Here is a 16,997-nt window from a genome sequence, read left to right on the forward strand (position 1 = left end):
TGCCGGGCGGAGGGAGCCGACCGGATCTGACCAAACAAGGAGGAGAAAACATGTACAAGCCATTCGCGGGCAGTTTTGCCCTTGCCGCCGCCCTTGCTTTTGCGGCAACGGCCAGCGCCCAGTCGCTGGGGATCGGAGCCGGAACCCAAGGCTCACAGAATTATGCTGTAAATGCCGGCTTTGCTGAGTTCCTGTCCAGCGAGCTCGGCTTCGACGTTCGCGTCCAGGCATATGGCGGCACGGGTCAATCCATGCCGCTCATCGATGCTGGCCGCCTCGATCTCCAACTCGTCCCAAGTCCCGACATGGCTGCCGCCGTTCGAGGCGAAGAACCCTTCGAGGGGCGGCCCTTGCAGAACCTGCGAGCTGCCGCCTCGCTGAGTTCGTCTGCGTATGGCTTCATGGTCCGCGCTGATTCCGGCCATACCAAGGTGTCGGATGTTAAGGGCCTGACAATTACCTATGGTTACACCGCCCAGCCCACGCTGCGTTACCAAGTTGACGGCATTCTTGCGGCAGCAGGCCTGTCGATTGATGACATGAAGGTGAATAACGTGCCTTCGGTGCCAAACGGCGTCGATGACTTCATTTCAGGTAATGCCGATGTTGCTTTCTTTGCGCTTCAGGGAGGCAAGACCCGGGAGGCTGACGCCTCGGTCGGAATCCGCTGGTTAGCAGTTGAAAATACGCCCGAAGCCGAGGCGGCGATGCAGAAATTCGTCTCTACCTCCTACATCAAGGTCGTTCCGGCTGGCTCCGCCCCGGGGGTTGAGCAAGATACGCCGATGATGGCTTACGATTACGTCCTGACGGTCGGCTCCCACGTGCCGGACGAGACAGTGCGCGAGATACTCAAGCTCGTTCACGACAATCCGGACAAGGTGCGGAAAATCCTCAAGACCTTTGCCGAGTTCTCACCTGAGGATATGGCGCCGCAGATGAACGGCATCGATTATCATCCGGCTGCTTCCGCCTACTACGACGAAATCGGCCTGAAGAACTGAGGCGTTGGACATGACGCCCGCAGAAGATCGCGCGCCGGGTCAGGCGCACACGCCGATCGCTTGGATGGAGGGTCTGGTTGGGACGCTGACCGTCCTGCTCTCGATTGCCTATGCGGGCGACATCCCTCGCTATGTAGGTCTGTCAATCTACGATGCGCAGCTCCTTGCAGCGGGCTTGACGCTGGCACTGACCGCCAGCTTCCTCGCTATCGCCCGGGGGGCGAAAGGGCAAGTGCTATGCATCCTCGCATTGGTTGCCGCCGTCGTGACGTTCGGCGGCGGCGCCTACCTGTCATTCGATTATATCTCGATCACGATGGAGGCACCTTATCTCCCCTTTTGGCTGGTGCTTCTGTCCGGCACGTTGCTGGGGGCGCTCCTGCTCAACATCGTACCTACGGTCGGCTATGGCATCCTCGTGGTCGTGCTGGTCTTCCTCGGCTATGGCCTCTTCGGGCATCTGATGCCAGGCGCTTTTCAAAGCCGCGAAGCACTTCCGTCAGAGCTGCTGATCTACCTCGCCACCGATGCCAACGGTATGCTCGGGACCGCGCTGAAGGTCGCCGTCGTCATCGTCGTTCCCTACTTGCTTTTTGGTAGGCTCCTGTCTGCCTGCGGGGCGGCGAGCTTCTTCAATGACGGTGCGCTTGCCCTGATGGGCGGCTATCGCGGAGGTCCTGCCAAGGTCGCCGTCACGGCATCTTCGCTGTTCGGCTCGATCTCCGGCAATGCCGTCGGAAACGTCGTCGGCACTGGCGTCGTGACCATCCCGATGATGAAGCGAGCGGGCTTCCAGCCAGCCTACGCAGGGGCAGTGGAGGCGACGGCATCGACAGGCGGTCAACTTGTGCCGCCGGTCATGGGAGCGGCCGCCTTCATCATGGCCGACATGATCCAGGTCGACTACGTCAACATCATGCTGGCAGCGCTACCGGCGGCGATCCTCTACTATGTTGCGATCTTCATCAACGTTGACCTGAGGGCGGGTAAGCGAAACCTGCTCGCTGTTCCGCGTGAGGAAATCCCAAGCGGCTGGGGCGCGCTGAAAGCCGGATGGCACTTCACCATTCCATTCGCCGTGCTCTTCTACGCGCTTTTCGCACTCAATATGCGTCCGGAGCGTGCCGCCGTGATCGCCACACTGGTCCTGCTCTTCGTCAGCTTCGTTGTCGGCTACAAGGGCAACCGAATGAAGGTGCGTGACCTGCTGCCGCTGATCGCCGGTACGGGGCGCTCCGCTCTCGACCTCATCATTGTTTGTGCGGCGGCAGGAATAATCATCGGTGTCCTCAACATCTCCGGCCTGGCCTTCAACCTGACCATGAACATCGTCGCGGCGAGCGGCAACAATGTCGTGGTCCTGGCGGTCATCACGGCGCTGATCAGTGTCGTTCTCGGGATGGGTATGCCGACGGTGGGAGTCTACATCCTCCTGGCAACGCTGGTTGCTCCCGCGCTGGTAGAAGTGGGTGTGCCAGTCATTGCTGCGCATCTGTTCGTCTTCTACTTTGGGCTCCTCTCGATGATCACGCCGCCGGTGGCGCTCGCCTCTTTTGCTGCCGCCAACATCGCGGGCGCTTCGGCATGGAAGACGAGCATGGAAGCGATGAAAATCGCATGGCCAGCATATATCGTGCCGTTCCTGTTCATCTTCACGCCCGCACTCACCTTTGACGGCACATGGATCAAGGTGCTCTGGACACTCGCCACTGCCATCCTCGGGATCTATATGGTAACTGCTGCAATCGTCGGCTTCTTCCGGCGCAGTCTGGGTTTTGGCGAGCGCGCTCTTATCGGCATAGCGGGTGCTCTGGCGCTGCTACCGGCTGGACTGGTTTCGGGGTTCATCTGGACTGACTTGGTCGGGCTAGCCGCCTTCTGCGGCCTCTATGCAACGATCAAGCCACGTCCTCGTGGTGCCGCGGGACGGCACGTCGAACAGCATGCTGAATACTCCGCCGCGACGGGCCGCCCAGACTAAGGAAGCGGGTCGAAGTTTGGGCCCCATCAAGACCGTCAACGGACAAGCCTCAATGCGATCCGGCCCCGCAACCAGGCAAACTCAACAGCTTGCCACTCGGGGTACCTGCTCAAAGGCACCTCCGCATGGGCGTCGAAGAAATTTCTTCCTTGGCCTCAGTGTTGATCTCGCCTGATACGATCATCGTGATCAGGCATATTCCGTGCGCTGGTATGGAATTGGGAGTCCATCAGGTCGATTACCGGAGGAAATGATGTTGGCGACGTCGCCATGGATCTGCAGCTAGCCGGGCGGGGACCAAGCGTCTTGAACCTCGCGGTGAAATCCTCCGCTAAGCTTGACATTTAATGCCATCCACTCCCGACCAATCGTGATGAACATCGGAGGGAGAAAACTTCTCCGGACTGTCGTTTCAGAATGTAGTAACGAAGTGTCGTACAGGAACTAGCGTGGGCGCGACATAGAAGCTTCTTCAAGGGCTTGAGAGCGGAACAATCCTTAGCTGGGAATCCAGGCGCCCCAGCCAAGCCTCCCTTTTCAAGCCAACAATCCAGGTTTTCCGGCACTTCTTGCTTAGCTGGGAATCGAGATTCGCGGATTGTCGTACATGATGGCGATTGCAGCCAGAGCTGTCGCTCTAGGCCGGTCCCGGAGAGCAAGGCGTTTCCCGGCTATCCGCTGGAACAGGGAAGAACCGGATGCGGAAATCATGTCCGCATCCGGCAAAGAATGCCAGCCGCCCCAGAGGAAAGACACATGACCAGGAAATCAAAGAAGCAGCGCGATGCAGAGCAGGCTGTCCGTCAGCGGCTTGTTCGAGAGGCAGCGCGGGAGAAGCGTCGCCCGACGAGAGAGGACATTGATTGGATGTTTTTCTGGAAGGTGATTCCGACGGGCACTGCAACGGCGAGAGTGGCCGTACGCTGATCAGCAAGCTAGTCGACAGGATCGTTGACGGGTTGGGGAGCCAAGGCTTCGATGCTCAGGAAGGCTATGACGTCTATGATCAACTCGTGCGGAAATAATCTAACGGTGTCTTTCCGTTTGGTATTAAGCGGCATCTCAACTGAGAGCCAGAATAGTCGGTACAGTGTGAGCCGGCTAGGCATATATACAGCAGGGAGATCTATGGAACCGTTCTGCAAGAGTGGACAGATCGCCTATCCAGACGTGGCTCGGATACTTTGCGGTTAACTCTGCCCTCCAATCCCGCCAACCTCCGCACCACGACCAGTTTTGCGATCGGCGCTAGAGGGAATGGCACGGAGTTCCACCCCAGAGGCGTCGCCAACTGCTTATACCACATGCGCTCGATGCTCGTTGAGGTGCGCTTGCCAATGATGGCTTAGCGCCTTCATATCGGTCATAGAGGCTGTCGTCGTGCCTGCCTAAAAGCAGACATGGGCCGGCGCCGCGTTACGTCTCCTGTGCGCCACAAGCGGACATAAGTGTGTCCCAGAGGTCTAAAGCTTGCGACGGTGCAGGCGCTCTTATTCATCCTTGACCTTCCCACGTTGGAAGCATCAGCGTCGAGACAGACGATCTGCCAAGCGGCGACACCACCGACCAGAACCGCACCCGAACATTGATAAAGATCAAGGTGCACAATCTTAGGCGTGGCATGGTGAGATGACGGAGGATCGACAATGCGCAGGTTAACCCAGAGAGCGTTGGCATGGAGGCTGCTCGCGGCACTCCTTGTTGTTGCCCTCGTGGTCAGTGCACCGGTTACGCATGCGGCTCCCCAGACCTGCCTGGACGGACACCACCAGATAGTGGACGGTGATGCAGGCGACGCGACTTCCAAGCCCGAGCATTCTCCCAACCAGAACTGCTGCAGCGTCATCTGCGTCTTCTGCCTCGCAGTCGTTGCACAACCAGCAGGATCGGCGCACTCGGTCCTGCTTCTGACCAGAGTCCTGGATATCGCTGACGATGTCGCTGGCCACGACCCGTCTCCCGGCCTTGAGCCTCCTCGATCTTTCGGTTGATGAACCGCTCGCCGCTGGCGGGCCATTCCCACCATTGGGCCGATTACGGCCAAGAAGATCGAGAGAACGTCATGTTTCGTCGTCAATTCCTGAAGACGCTCGCCGTCGGCGCGGCAGCTATTTCACCCCTTGCACAGAAGTCCTGGGCGCTCACTAGCACAGGACTTCTGTCACCCATCGAACTCGCAGTCACCAAGCGCTCCATTGAAGTGAATGGCCGATCCGCCAGCGTCTTCGGCCTCGTTCAAGGCAATGGACGGAGCGGCCTCGTCTTGGATGCGGAAGACGGCTTCAATGTCCTGCTGTCCAATACCTCAGATGAAGCGACGCTCATTCACTGGCACGGACTTACCCCTCCATGGGAGATGGACGGTGTCCCCGACAATCCGGCAGCGCTCCTCGCGGCAGGAGAGAAACGGCACTACCGGTTCGATCTCGCAGGCGGCGGCACCCACTGGATGCACGCCCATACACTGCAGGAACAAAGCCTGCTGGCAGCGCCCCTTATCGTTCGGACGGCGGAGGACCGGGCTCGTGACGAGCAGGACGTCGTGATCCTTCTCCACGACTTCTCGTTCAGGTCGCCCGAGGAATTGCTGGCGGAACTGCAGCAAGGTTCCGCAATGGGCGGCGGTCATGGGGGGCAGATGCCGATGGATCACGGGAGCATGATGTCCAACATGGCGCAAATGCACGGCGGCGGCATGCCCATGGGCGGCATGGCGATGGGCGGCATGGGCATGGGCGGCATGGGCATGATGGACCTGAACGACATCGAGTATGATGCGTACCTCGCCAATGACCGCACGCTGGACGATCCGGAGATCGTGCAGGTCGAGAAAGGTGGCCGCGTTCGGCTACGCATCATCAATGGTGCAACGGCGACCGCCTTCACCATCGACACGGGAAGCGTCGTGGGAAGCCTGGCCGCCGTCGACGGCATGGCCATCGAGCCCGTCACCGGCACCCGCTTCCCGATCAGCATGGGCCAGCGGCTGGATATCGTGCTGCAACTCCCACCAGGCCCTGAGTCGCTTCCGATCCTTGCCTTGCGCGAAGGCTCCGAGGAGCAGACAGGCGTCATCCTCGCAACGGCTGACGCGTCCATTTCGAAGGTCGCCACAAGAGCTCCTTCCGCCGGGCCGGTCCTCGACCTTGCACTGGAGGCGATGCTCGAGGCGACGTCACCTCTGGACGAGCGGCCCGCAACGAAGACCTATCCTCTGATCCTCTCCGGCAGCATGACCGGTTACTCATGGGGGATCAGCGGCGATGCGATGGCCGTCAATCCCGACGAAAGGGTTCGCATCGTCATGCGCAACATGTCGATGATGGCGCATCCGATGCACCTTCACGGACACCACTTCCAGGTGGTCGGCATCAACGGACAACGCATTCGCGGAGCCGTGAGAGATACGGTTCACGTTCCTCCCATGGCAGAGGTTGCCATCGAGTTCGATGCGAACAACCCCGGCCGCTGGCCGTTCCACTGCCACCACCTCTACCACATGGCGGCAGGGATGATGTCCTTCGTGTCCTATAATCGCGCGATCTGATCGGAGAGCGGAGATGAAGCACGAACATCACGGCCATCATGCTCACGATGATCATCATCAAGAGCATGACCAAGAGCACCGCCATCAGGTGGCAGAGAAGCAATTACCTCCCCCGGCCATGCTGGGGGAAGGCACCGTCTACACCTGCCCGATGCATCCGCAGGTGAGGCAGATCGGCCCCGGTAACTGCCCGATCTGCGGCATGGCACTGGAGCCGGAAGTGGCGACCCTGGAAACGGGTCCAAGTCCGGAACTGGTGGACATGAGCCGACGGTTCTGGGTTGGCCTCGTCCTCAGCATCCCGGTCCTTGCTCTGGAGATGGGCGGCCATCTCACGAACCTCCACATGATGCTGGGACCACAGACGTCGAACTGGCTGCAGATGGTACTCGCGACACCGGTTGTGCTCTGGGCGGGCTGGCCCTTCTTCGAACGGGGTTGGAAGTCCCTGGTGACCCGTCATTTGAACATGTTCACCCTGATTGCGATGGGGACGGGTGCTGCCTGGATTTACAGCGTCGTCGCGACGGTTGCGCCAGGCGTCTTTCCAGACACGTTCCGCGCGGAAGAGGGTTCGGTCGCCGTCTACTTCGAGGCGGCCGCCGTCATCACCGTCCTGGTCCTGCTCGGGCAGGTTCTGGAACTGAGGGCACGCGAACAGACAGGCGGGGCGATCCGCGCGCTTCTCGATCTGGCACCAAAGACGGCACGTCGCGTGCATGCCGATGGGACGGACGAGGATGTCGGTCTTGACGCGGTGGCCGTTGGTGACCGTCTCCGGGTTCGGCCAGGAGAAAAGGTGCCTGTAGATGGTGTGCTTCTGGAGGGCCGCAGCTCGGTGGATGAATCCATGATCACCGGCGAGTCGATGCCCGTCACCAAGGAGGTCGGGTCGACGCTCATCGGTGGCACCATGAACCAGACCGGCGGCTTCATCATGGAGGCGGGCAAGGTCGGACGCGACACGATGCTCTCCCAGATCGTTCGCATGGTCGCGGACGCCCAACGCTCTCGCGCACCCATCCAGCGCCTGGCAGATGAAGTCTCGGGATGGTTCGTTCCGGTCGTCATCGTGGTTGCGCTCGTCGCGTTCGCCGCCTGGATGGTCTATGGGCCTGAGCCTCGCTTCGCTCATGGCCTCGTCGCGGCCGTCACCGTTCTTATCATTGCCTGCCCCTGTGCCCTGGGGCTCGCGACACCTATGTCGATCATGGTCGGTGTCGGTCGGGGAGCTGGTCTCGGCGTGTTGATCAAGAACGCCGAGGCCCTGGAGCGCTTCGAGAAGGTCGATACGCTCGTCGTCGACAAGACGGGAACCCTGACAGAGGGACGGCCCAAGGTCACTGCCATCGCGCCAGCGGAAGGCATGTCCGAAGACGAATTGCTGCGGCTGGCCGCCACGGTCGAACGCTCAAGCGAACATCCGCTAGCGCTCGCGATTGTCAACGCGGCAGGTGAGCGTGGCGTCTCATTGGGAGATGCCGTCGATTTCGACAGCCCTGTGGGCAAGGGCGTGACGGGGACGGTCGATGGAAAGCGGCTGATCCTCGGCAGTCACCGCATCATGGGGGAAGAGGGTGTCGACGTCAGCGCCATGACCGCGAAGGCGGAAGAGCTGCGCAACGAAGGCGCCACCGTCATATTCACCGCCATCGATGGCAGGCTGGCAGGTCTGTTTGCTGTCGCCGATCCCATCAAGCCGACGACACCGGATGCGGTGAAGGCGCTCGTCGAAGACGGTGTTCGGGTCGTGATGCTGACGGGCGACAACAAGACGACCGCGCATGCCGTCGCGCGCCGCCTCGGGATTAGCGAGGTGGAGGCGGAAGTCCTGCCCGAGGACAAGAGCAAGATCGTCTCGCGCCTGCGCAGTGAAGGCAGGATCGTCGCCATGGCGGGGGATGGTGTGAACGATGCTCCCGCGCTTGCCGCAGCCGATGTCGGTGTCGCCATGGGCACCGGAACCGACGTCGCAATCGAAAGCGCAGGCGTCACTCTCCTGAAGGGTGACCTGCAGGGGATTGTCCGGGCACGGCAGATGAGCCGGGCAACGATGAGCAATATCCGGCAGAACCTATTCTTCGCCTTCATCTACAATGCGGCAGGCGTGCCGGTCGCGGCGGGCGTCCTCTATCCCGTCTTCGGTCTGTTGCTCTCACCGATCATCGCGGCGGCGGCGATGGCACTGTCTTCGGTCAGTGTGATCGCCAACTCTCTCAGGTTGAGGAGCATGAAGATATGACGGCCAACCGCACGCTCCTGCTGATGGGCGCTTCCCTGGCCCTGATCCTGGTGTTCTACATCCTTCGTGAGCACTGGGGGCACGTGCTTGGGTATTTGCCATACCTGATCCTGTTGGCCTGCCCGCTCATGCACCTGTTCCATAGGCACAGCGGCGGTCACGACCACAAGGATCACCGGTCGTGACCTGTAAGCAGTCGGTCTCACCCGATAGGCTGGTCGGCATCGTCGAGGCGATGCACGGCTTCCGACCGATCAAGAAGTACCTGTCGTCACCGAACGGATTGTCGTCATGCTGGACATCCTAAAGAACCGAACCTACCGGCACCTGTTCATGGCGCAGGTCATCGCGCTCATTGGGACCGGGCTCGCGACCGTCGCGCTCGGCCTGCTTGCCTACGACATCGCTGGCGCGGAAGCAGGCGCAGTTCTGGGGACGGCACTTGCCATAAAGATGATCGCCTATGTGGGTGTCGCTCCCGTAGCGGGCGCATTCGCGGAAGTTCTCCCTCGCCGCCCCATGCTGGTAACCCTAGACCTCATACGGGCGGGCGTGGCGCTTTGCCTGCCGTTCGTTACGGAGGTCTGGCAGGTCTATGTCCTGATCTTCGTTCTGCAGTCTTCCTCGGCAGCGTTCACGCCGACCTTCCAGGCGACGATCCCGGATGTGCTCCCCGAGGAGAAGGATTATACGCGAGCCCTTTCCCTTTCACGTCTCGCCTACGATCTCGAAAGCCTCGTCAGCCCTGCTCTGGCGGCACTCCTTCTGACGGCCGTCTCGTTCCATTCCCTGTTCGGCGGAACGGTGATCGGCTTTCTTGCCTCCGCCACACTGGTAGTTTCGGTCGTCCTACCTAAGGCGACCAAGTCCGAGCGCCGCAGCATCTACAACCGAACTACGCGCGGTATCCGTCTCTACCTCGCCACTCCAAGACTGCGGGGACTGCTGGCGATCAGCTTGGCCGTCTCGGCAGCGGGTTCAATGGTCATCGTCAACACTGTCGTTTTCGTCCAGGCGCAGTTCGGTCTGAGGCAGGAAGACACGGCACTGGCGCTTGCGGCCTTCGGTGGCGGTTCCATGCTGGCGGCCTTCGCCCTTCCAAAGCTGCTGGATCAGTTGCCTGACCGTCCGGTGATGGTGGGAGGCTCGGGGATTCTGGTTGCCGGGCTCGTGGCGACGGCCTTTGTCGAGACCTATTCTTCGCTGCTTCTGATCTGGTTCGTACTGGGCATCGGTTACTCCGCCGCTCAGACGCCATCGGGACGCCTGCTGCGGCGCTCCTCCCATCCGGAAGATCGTCCAGCCCTGTTCTCAGCACAGTTTGCCCTGTCGCATGCCTGCTGGCTCATCACCTATCCGCTTGCCGGATGGCTGGGAGCCTCAATCGGCCTCGGTGAAACGGCGCTTGTCCTGTCGGTTATCGCTGTGACTGGACTTGTCGCCGCACTCTACCTATGGCCTTCCTCAGCTGACCTGGAGATCGAGCACAGTCATGAGGACTTGCCTGACCAGGACCCGCATCTGCAGGAAGGGACGCGTCGTGGCCGCGATCGCCACAGCCACGCCATCGTGATTGACCGTCTGCATCCCGAATGGCCGCGCTGATAAACGCCCAGTCGATACCTCTTATCCCAGCACTCGTTAGCGTGCCCGTCTGGTGGAGCAACAATCCGCTAGCAGACCATGGGCGAACCGGCGCCTTGAGGCGATCACGAAGATGCGAGCGAGGCTTCTATTTGCGGCATCGCAAGGATGCTGCGACGGGCGCAGTGTCCAACAACAGTCAACGCAGACATAACATAGCAGGACCAGAACTATGACCAGCAGAACACTCTTCCGCGCCGGCCTCGCCGTCGCGCTCCTGTCGGCGACGGCAATGCCGGTGCTGGCCGACGCCACCCACAACCATCCGGCGGCGAACGGGACTGCTGCTGCTCCCCTCGATATCGTACGGGCGGCGACAGACCTTGCTCCGTCAGTAGGTGCGAGGGGACCGGAAATGATCAAGGTGAAGCTCGACACGGTCGAAGTTACTGGCAGCCTGGCGGACGGCGCGACCTACCACTACTGGACCTTCAACAAGAAGGTTCCGGGCCCCTTCGTCCGAGCAAGAGTCGGCGACACCGTCGAAGTTGAACTAACCAACCTTGCCGATAGCAGTGAACGCCACAGCGTGGACTTCCATGCGGTCACGGGACCGGGAGGCGGAGCGGAGGCGACGGACGCCGCACCCGGCGAGACCAAGGGCTTCACCTTCAAAGCAATGCGGCCGGGCCTTTACGTCTACCACTGCGCCATACCGCTTGCGGCACACCATATTGCCAACGGCATGTACGGGTTGATCCTGGTGGAACCGGAAGGTGGTCTTCCTCCGGTGGACCGCGAGTTCTACGTGATGCAAGGTGAGGTTTACACGAAACAGGCCTATGGCACGAAGGGCAAGCTGACTGAGAGCATCGACAGGTTGACGGACGAGACGCCGGAATACTATGTGTTCAACGGCGCAGCCAATGCACTGACCGGCGACAATGCGCTGACCGCGAAGGTCGGCGAGACTGTCCGCATCTACTTCGGTGTCGGCGGCCCCAACAAGACGTCGAGCTTCCACGTGATCGGCGAAATCTTCGACAGGGCCTATCAACTAGCATCTCTAACAACCGAGCCACTGACGGACGTCCAGACCATCAACGTTCCTCCGGGCGGCGCTGCGGTGGTCGATATGACCATGGACGTTCCCGGTGAGTATGTGCTGGTGGATCACGCTCTGTCACGGGCAGCGCGTGGCCTAGTGGGCAAGCTCGTCGTCGACGGAAACGAGCAGACGGAAATCTTCAAAGCAGCAACGACACGCACTGCCCAGGCGGAACACGGTAGACACGAGACACACTGATCGGCGGCGCAGGAGGCGGGATGCTAACAACATTTCCTGCCTCCTGCGCTTGAACGCTTCGAAGAAGGTGGTCGGAGATAGTCACGTGCCGCGCTAGCCGCCGCACTGGTAGTAACCTGAATATCCCACGCGCAGGCTCTCACCAATCGCGAATACCATGTCGGCTTCCACCTTCTCTTCCGCTTGGACATCATCGGCGGCGAGAGTGACGCTGATGGGCCCAGAGGTCAGGACGAGGTTGCCGTCCCCGCCAGCTGGCTGTAGTTCCACTAGGTGAGCGTTCACCTTTAGGACAGCAGTTGTCGCGGTACCGCCCGGTGTTCCCTTGAGGGCAAGTATCGGCTTGCCAGCACTCGTGTATCTGAACGTGCACTGTGCAGGCGAACCAAGGACTTTGGCGATCTCCGCGTCCACCATGGTCGCCGGATCGAGTGTGGGTATATCAGCGCCAGCTATGGCTTCCTCACCGGATAGCACGCGGGCAGCCTCTTCAGAACGCGGAGGACTAATGATGTCGTCAGCAGCTTCCCGTTCGCCACATCCCGAAAGGAGACTGGCCGAGGTAAGGAGCAGCAGTGAAAGGAGGGAGTTCTTCATCAGTCACGCTCCTCCAGGTCCTCGATCAGATACTTCATCTCTGCGATCTCCCGCTCCTGGGCCTCGATGATCTCGTCGGCCAGCTTTCGAACGCGGGGATCGGAAATCTGCGCACGCTCACTCGTCATGATGGCAATCGAATGATGCGGGATCATCGCGCTCATGTACTCGGCGTCGTCGACCGTCACCTGGCTGCGGACGAGCCACAGCGACAAGGCGAAGACCGCGACGGACCCGCCGAAGATGGCCATGTTGAGCATCTGCTTCTTGTACATACCGAGCATGAAGGCGAGCATGATGACCGCCATAGTCGATCCCATGACCAGGGCCATCCAGGCTCGGGTCTCGCTCCAGAAGACGTGCTCCAGCGCATAGGTGTTCAGATACATCAGGCCGTACATCACGACCGTCGATGTCGCGATCATGGCGGCAAAGCGCCAGTAGGACATTCCCATCGCGGCTCCTCCTACAGTTACTGTTGGACCGGAGGCGCGTTCGCGCTGGACCCGGCTTCCGTTGTCAATCGCTCGTACTCCTGCGACGTCATCGCTGGCAGCCGCTTTACGAAGGCGACGATGTTCCAGATGTCTTCGTCGCTATGGTTGGGACCGAAGGCTGGCATGCCAGTCATCTTCGCTCCGTGCTTGACCAGCCAGAACACCTCCGACGGCTCCCACTCGGCGGCGGCCTCCGTCAGATGGGGTGGCAGCGGCCGCATGCCTTCAGCCCAGGATGCACGCTCCCCGCCAGGGGCCGAATGGCAGTGCTGGCACATCTCCTTGTAGGGAGAGGCACCGGCAGCGGCCATTTCCGGCGTCAGCTGTTCAGGACCGGAAACACTCGCGCCGCCGCCTTCTACAGATTGATGAAAGTTGGTATCGAGCACCCACCTCGTAAACGAGCTATGTTCCTCGGTGGCTGCGATGTTGTAGCCACCGAGATAAACGTAGGCGACGGTGCCGAGGAACAGCGCCACGAGCGCCGCTCCTATTCCAACGAGGAATGCCAACATTCCTGTCTTCTTGTTCTCTTGCATGTCTTCCATCCTTTGGTCCGCGTTGAGCCAAGACCAGTCTGGAGAAAAGATTGCTGAACCGGTGCGCCGAAGATGAAGACAGCCAATGCTGTGACGGAGCCTTGGACCTCCACATCTTCAGCAAGTCCAGCGAGAGTGTACGGACGAGGGCGCTCCTTCCGCACGCGTGGTCGAAAGGTGCTACTGCGCCATACGCTCGCAACTATCAGCACACTTGCGGCAGGCGTCGACGCAAGCCTGCATGTCGCCGATACGCTCGCAGTCATCGGCGCACTGGCGGCATATCTCCGCACATTCGCGGCAAGTGTGCTTGTGGTGCTCGGTGCCGATCAGCATGAAATGGGCCGAGGTGCGGCAAATCTCGGCGCAGGCCATCATCAGCCTGAAGTGCTTCGGTTCCGTGTGCTCGCCACCTAGTTCCAGGCAGTGTCCCATCGCCATGGAGAGGCATTCGCTGTAGCAGCCGAGACAATCGTCGATGCACTGCTTCATATCGGAAGAGATATGGTGCATGACGCTACTCCTTCACTTCTTCGTCGACCCACTCAGTCAGTCGCTCGACTTCTTTAGTCTGATCATCGATGACCTTCTGCGCGGTCGCCTTCGCCTCTTCGTTGTCGCCGTGCTCCAGCTCGACCTTCGCCATGTCGATTGCACCGAGATGATGTGCGATGAGGCCGCAGATGAAGGAGACGTCGGGATCGTCCTTCATCATCCCCTGCATCATCTTCTGGTTCATCGACATCATCGCCTCCAGCGAGGCCTGCTGATAGTCAGTGAGGTCGGCCATCGGCCCCTGACCACTATTGGAGCCTTGTCCGCCCACTGGCATCGGTTGACTGCCCATTGGCATGTCGCCCTTGCACTTGTCGGGGAATGTCGGGTCGGCTGCGGCAGGATTAACGGATGCGAGTATGGCAGCGGAGAGAGCGAGCGCGGCGGCTGCGAGTTTGACGTACGTCTTCATGTTGAACTCCTGTTATTTTGAGGAACGTGACTCAAGCAGCAGGAGTTCTGGGAGGGGGATCAATCGCGGCTACGAGTAGAAGCGGCCGCTCCGGTCTGACGTGCACATGGAGTTGACCGAATGATACTGCAGGCGGGGCAGAGACTAGCGGCTCAGGAAGGATCGGACAGCAGTGCATCTGCGCGCAACACGTTCTGGCAAGTTGAACATCCAGACCATCGCGTTGGCTGTCCAATACCTCGTGACTCGCCTGCACCTCCGGGCAATGGTGGCTCGGTGCAGCGAAAGCAGGAGTCGTAGCGAAGAGGCCGACCATAAGCAGCGTCGCTGCCATCACCGATACTACTGCCTTCAAAAAGTCCGATAGGGACATCCTTGGGTCTCCGCGCTCGATGGCTGGAAACACCGGAGCAAAGGAGAAAGTTCCAGCCGCGATGGGGTTCGCCGTCGTCCCTCCTGCAAACCTTCCCACAGGATAGATGTTCTAGCGCCACACAAAGGACGAGATGTCCGTGCTGTAGAGGCTGGTCGATTGACAACCGTCAAGCTGACGGCGATTCTTTGGACATGAGTGGGATGTTGAGAATCACATCGCGGGTAATGATGCTGATCTTCAGGCTGGCGGTCGTGCTGTCGCTGGCTGGCTACAGCATGTCGGCCGCCAATGCCGCTATGCATCCCGCCATGCCTGACTCCGCTTCCTTCGCTGAAGGTGACCATTCGGCTCATGGCGTCCATGCTCACCCGAAGATGACCGATGACGGACATCATTCTGAGCATGCTGCTGAAGGCGATGGCGACACTGCGGATAACAGCTGCTGCCAGGATTACTGTGGCGTGTTCGCAATTGATGCTCCCATGCCGAAACTCGCCCACCCGGTGGCCGTATCCATCAAGGGCTTCATGAACGACCTCAGGACGTTCGGCGAGTTTCCGGCTCTTCACCGACCACCCAACATCTGAGAACCGTCACCCGCCTGACGGGGCTTGCTGTACCTGAGCACTTCGAGTGCCTGGTGCTGTCGTGACTGTATTCTCGGAAATTCACCATGAAGCTGACATTCCTGGTGGTGGGCGTCCCGCTCGTTGTGAGCGGGTGCACCTCCACGCTACCTGAAGTCGTGGCCTCGACTGGCCATCCAGACACCGTGACCGACGTCCGGCCGGTCCGTTACCAGAATCCGATTGGCGCATACACGCATCGCACTCCTGTCGATCCCAAACCCTGGCGCGGTCTCAACGACGCCCAGGCTCCGAAAGGGGGAGCATGATGCTCGGCAGGAAGATCAAACTTCTCTCTGTACTGGCATTGCCGCTCATCGCGGCAGGCTGCGTCTCAACGGACTATGCCGCCAAGGATGCCGGATTTTTGAATGTCTCGCTCAAGGCGGGTGAGGCGACAGGCAAGCAGACGGTGTGGGTGCAGAACCAGCAGCACGCCCAGGTGGTTCGCGACCGCGTCAAGACGCTGATGGCCAGGAAGACGGTGGACGCCGAGACTGCTGTGCAAGTGGCACTGCTCAACAACAAGGGCCTTCAGGCGGCCTATGCCGACCTCGGGGAGAGTGCAGCAGATGCCTGGCAGACGCAGCTTTCGGTTCTGCCGAAGTTCTCGGTTGGCGTCTCCGGTATCGGCACACCCGGGCTTGAAGCCTACCGGGTGCTGGAAGGCGCCATCGCGGCAAACATCCTGTCATTGGTGACCTATGACAGGAACATGAAGATCGCCGAGACACGCTTCCGGCAGGCGCAGCTCAATGCAGCGCTCGCAACCATCTCACTTGCCGCCGATACCCGCCGGGCCTGGATCAACGCGGTCGCGGCATGGGAGAATGTCGTCTACCTCAACCGTGCGCGCGCTGCGGCGGAGGCGGCGTCCGATCTGACCCAGAAACTGGGTGAGGCGGGGTCGATGCCTAAGGGAGAGCAAGCCCGGGAACATGTATTCTATGCCGAGCTGACGGGCGAAACCGCGAAGGCAAGATTGGCTGCGCGGCTGGCGAAGGAAGAGCTGATCCGGCTGATGGGACTGTCTGGGTCCGACATCGAGTTCCAGATACCGAACCAGCTCCCGTCATTGCCTCGGGTCCTGATCAAACGGGACGAAATCGAGGCCGAAGCGCTCCACAAGCGCATCGATCTCCAAATCGCCCGACTGGAACTTCAGGCGACGGCGCAGTCCTACAAGCTGGAGGACGCAACCCGGATCGTCACGGACATCGAGCTGGTGGGCATGGTGGAGAAGGAGCGCGAACGGGAAGATCATGGCATTGTCTCCGAAGTGTCGCGGACCGCTTCTCTGGAGTTCACGATCCCGATCTTCGATTCCGGCCAGGCGCGGCTTCGAAAGGGCGAGCTGGCCTATATGCGGGCGGCCAACCAACTGGCGGAAAAGGCGGTCAACGCCCGCTCGGAGGCGAGGTCCGCCTACCAGGCGTACCGCTCCAACCACGACATTGCGCGCCACTACAGGAACAGCGTTCTGCCCTTGCGCAAGGCGGTCGAGGAGCAGTCGCTTCTCACCTATAACGGCATGCTCACAAGCACCTTCGAACTGATCTCGGACAGCCGGGACAGCGTCAATTCAGCCCTCCTCGCAGTCAACGCAAAGAGAGACTTCTGGCTCGCCGAAGCGAACCTTGCGCCCGCCGTCTACGGCGGCAGCGCCGGTGCGCCTTCCGGTGAAACAGAGGTCGCCTCTGCGGAAGCGGCCGAGAGCGGCGGGCACTAAAG

Annotated in this window: 16 protein-coding genes; 10 read left to right on the forward strand and 6 right to left on the reverse strand. The window is 60.6% G+C overall.

Annotated elements, in window-relative coordinates:
- Positions 1-50: 50 nt before the first annotated feature.
- From NT26_RS03010 to NT26_RS22620, 3 genes are all read left to right on the forward strand, one after another.
- Positions 51-1,004, forward strand: coding sequence for a TAXI family TRAP transporter solute-binding subunit (locus tag NT26_RS03010; protein ID WP_052637297.1), 954 nt, complete (start codon positions 51-53; stop codon positions 1,002-1,004).
- A 10-nt stretch (positions 1,005-1,014) separates the two neighbouring features.
- On the forward strand, positions 1,015-2,985 hold the full coding sequence (locus tag NT26_RS03015; protein ID WP_052637298.1) for a TRAP transporter permease: 1,971 nt from the start codon (positions 1,015-1,017) through the stop codon (positions 2,983-2,985).
- A gap of 863 nt (positions 2,986-3,848) precedes the next feature.
- Positions 3,849-4,010, forward strand: coding sequence for a hypothetical protein (locus NT26_RS22620; RefSeq protein WP_156157120.1), 162 nt, complete (start codon positions 3,849-3,851; stop codon positions 4,008-4,010).
- A gap of 630 nt (positions 4,011-4,640) precedes the next feature.
- Here the strand turns inward: NT26_RS22620 and NT26_RS03020 are convergent.
- Positions 4,641-4,934, reverse strand: coding sequence for a hypothetical protein (locus NT26_RS03020; protein WP_052637299.1), 294 nt, complete (start codon positions 4,932-4,934; stop codon positions 4,641-4,643).
- A 113-nt stretch (positions 4,935-5,047) separates the two neighbouring features.
- Here NT26_RS03020 and NT26_RS03025 point away from each other — a divergent pair, with 113 nt between their 5' ends.
- The 5 genes from NT26_RS03025 to nirK all read left to right on the forward strand — a co-directional run bounded on the left by NT26_RS03025 (position 5,048) and on the right by nirK (position 11,664).
- Positions 5,048-6,532: a multicopper oxidase family protein gene (locus NT26_RS03025; protein WP_052637300.1), complete on the forward strand. Its 1,485-nt coding sequence runs from the start codon at positions 5,048-5,050 to the stop codon at positions 6,530-6,532.
- A 13-nt stretch (positions 6,533-6,545) separates the two neighbouring features.
- On the forward strand, positions 6,546-8,774 hold the full coding sequence (locus NT26_RS03030) for a copper-transporting P-type ATPase (RefSeq protein WP_052637301.1): 2,229 nt from the start codon (positions 6,546-6,548) through the stop codon (positions 8,772-8,774).
- A complete protein-coding gene (locus NT26_RS03035) occupies positions 8,771-8,959 on the forward strand; it encodes a DUF2933 domain-containing protein (protein WP_052637302.1) in 189 nt (62 codons plus the stop codon). Before NT26_RS03030 ends, NT26_RS03035 begins: the two co-directional genes overlap by 4 nt.
- Positions 8,960-9,065: 106 nt before the next feature.
- A complete protein-coding gene (locus tag NT26_RS03040) occupies positions 9,066-10,379 on the forward strand; it encodes an MFS transporter (RefSeq protein ID WP_052637303.1) in 1,314 nt (437 codons plus the stop codon).
- 211 nt (positions 10,380-10,590) lie between these two features.
- Positions 10,591-11,664 carry a copper-containing nitrite reductase gene (nirK, locus tag NT26_RS03045; RefSeq protein WP_052637304.1) on the forward strand — a complete coding sequence of 358 codons (1,074 nt, stop codon included), beginning with the start codon at positions 10,591-10,593 and terminating at the stop codon, positions 11,662-11,664.
- A gap of 93 nt (positions 11,665-11,757) precedes the next feature.
- Here the strand turns inward: nirK and NT26_RS03050 are convergent, their stop codons facing one another.
- The 5 genes from NT26_RS03050 to NT26_RS03070 form a co-directional block, all read right to left on the reverse strand.
- Positions 11,758-12,261, reverse strand: coding sequence for a DUF6692 family protein (locus NT26_RS03050; protein ID WP_052637305.1), 504 nt, complete (start codon positions 12,259-12,261; stop codon positions 11,758-11,760).
- Positions 12,261-12,710 (reverse strand): DUF305 domain-containing protein, encoded by a 450-nt coding sequence (locus NT26_RS03055; protein ID WP_197570699.1) that lies wholly within the window; start codon positions 12,708-12,710, stop codon positions 12,261-12,263. The genes NT26_RS03050 and NT26_RS03055 overlap by 1 nt, the downstream gene beginning before the upstream one ends.
- 23 nt (positions 12,711-12,733) lie before the next feature.
- Positions 12,734-13,297: a c-type cytochrome gene (locus tag NT26_RS03060; protein WP_052637307.1), complete on the reverse strand. Its 564-nt coding sequence runs from the start codon at positions 13,295-13,297 to the stop codon at positions 12,734-12,736.
- Between the two features lie 180 nt (positions 13,298-13,477).
- Positions 13,478-13,810 (reverse strand): four-helix bundle copper-binding protein, encoded by a 333-nt coding sequence (locus tag NT26_RS03065; RefSeq protein WP_052637308.1) that lies wholly within the window; start codon positions 13,808-13,810, stop codon positions 13,478-13,480.
- Between the two features lie 4 nt (positions 13,811-13,814).
- The gene (locus tag NT26_RS03070) at positions 13,815-14,264 is read right to left on the reverse strand and encodes a DUF305 domain-containing protein (protein WP_052637309.1); all 450 of its coding nucleotides are present in this window, start codon (positions 14,262-14,264) and stop codon (positions 13,815-13,817) included.
- Between the two features lie 576 nt (positions 14,265-14,840).
- Between NT26_RS03070 and NT26_RS03075 the strand changes: the two genes are divergently transcribed.
- Positions 14,841-15,227 carry a hypothetical protein gene (locus NT26_RS03075; RefSeq protein WP_065814509.1) on the forward strand — a complete coding sequence of 129 codons (387 nt, stop codon included), beginning with the start codon at positions 14,841-14,843 and terminating at the stop codon, positions 15,225-15,227.
- 307 nt (positions 15,228-15,534) lie between these two features.
- The gene (locus NT26_RS03085) at positions 15,535-16,995 is read left to right on the forward strand and encodes a TolC family protein (RefSeq protein ID WP_052641797.1); all 1,461 of its coding nucleotides are present in this window, start codon (positions 15,535-15,537) and stop codon (positions 16,993-16,995) included.
- The last annotated feature ends 2 nt before the right edge of the window (positions 16,996-16,997 follow it).

The organism is Pseudorhizobium banfieldiae, from assembly GCF_000967425.1.
GTDB classification, from domain to species: domain Bacteria; phylum Pseudomonadota; class Alphaproteobacteria; order Rhizobiales; family Rhizobiaceae; genus Neorhizobium; species Neorhizobium banfieldiae.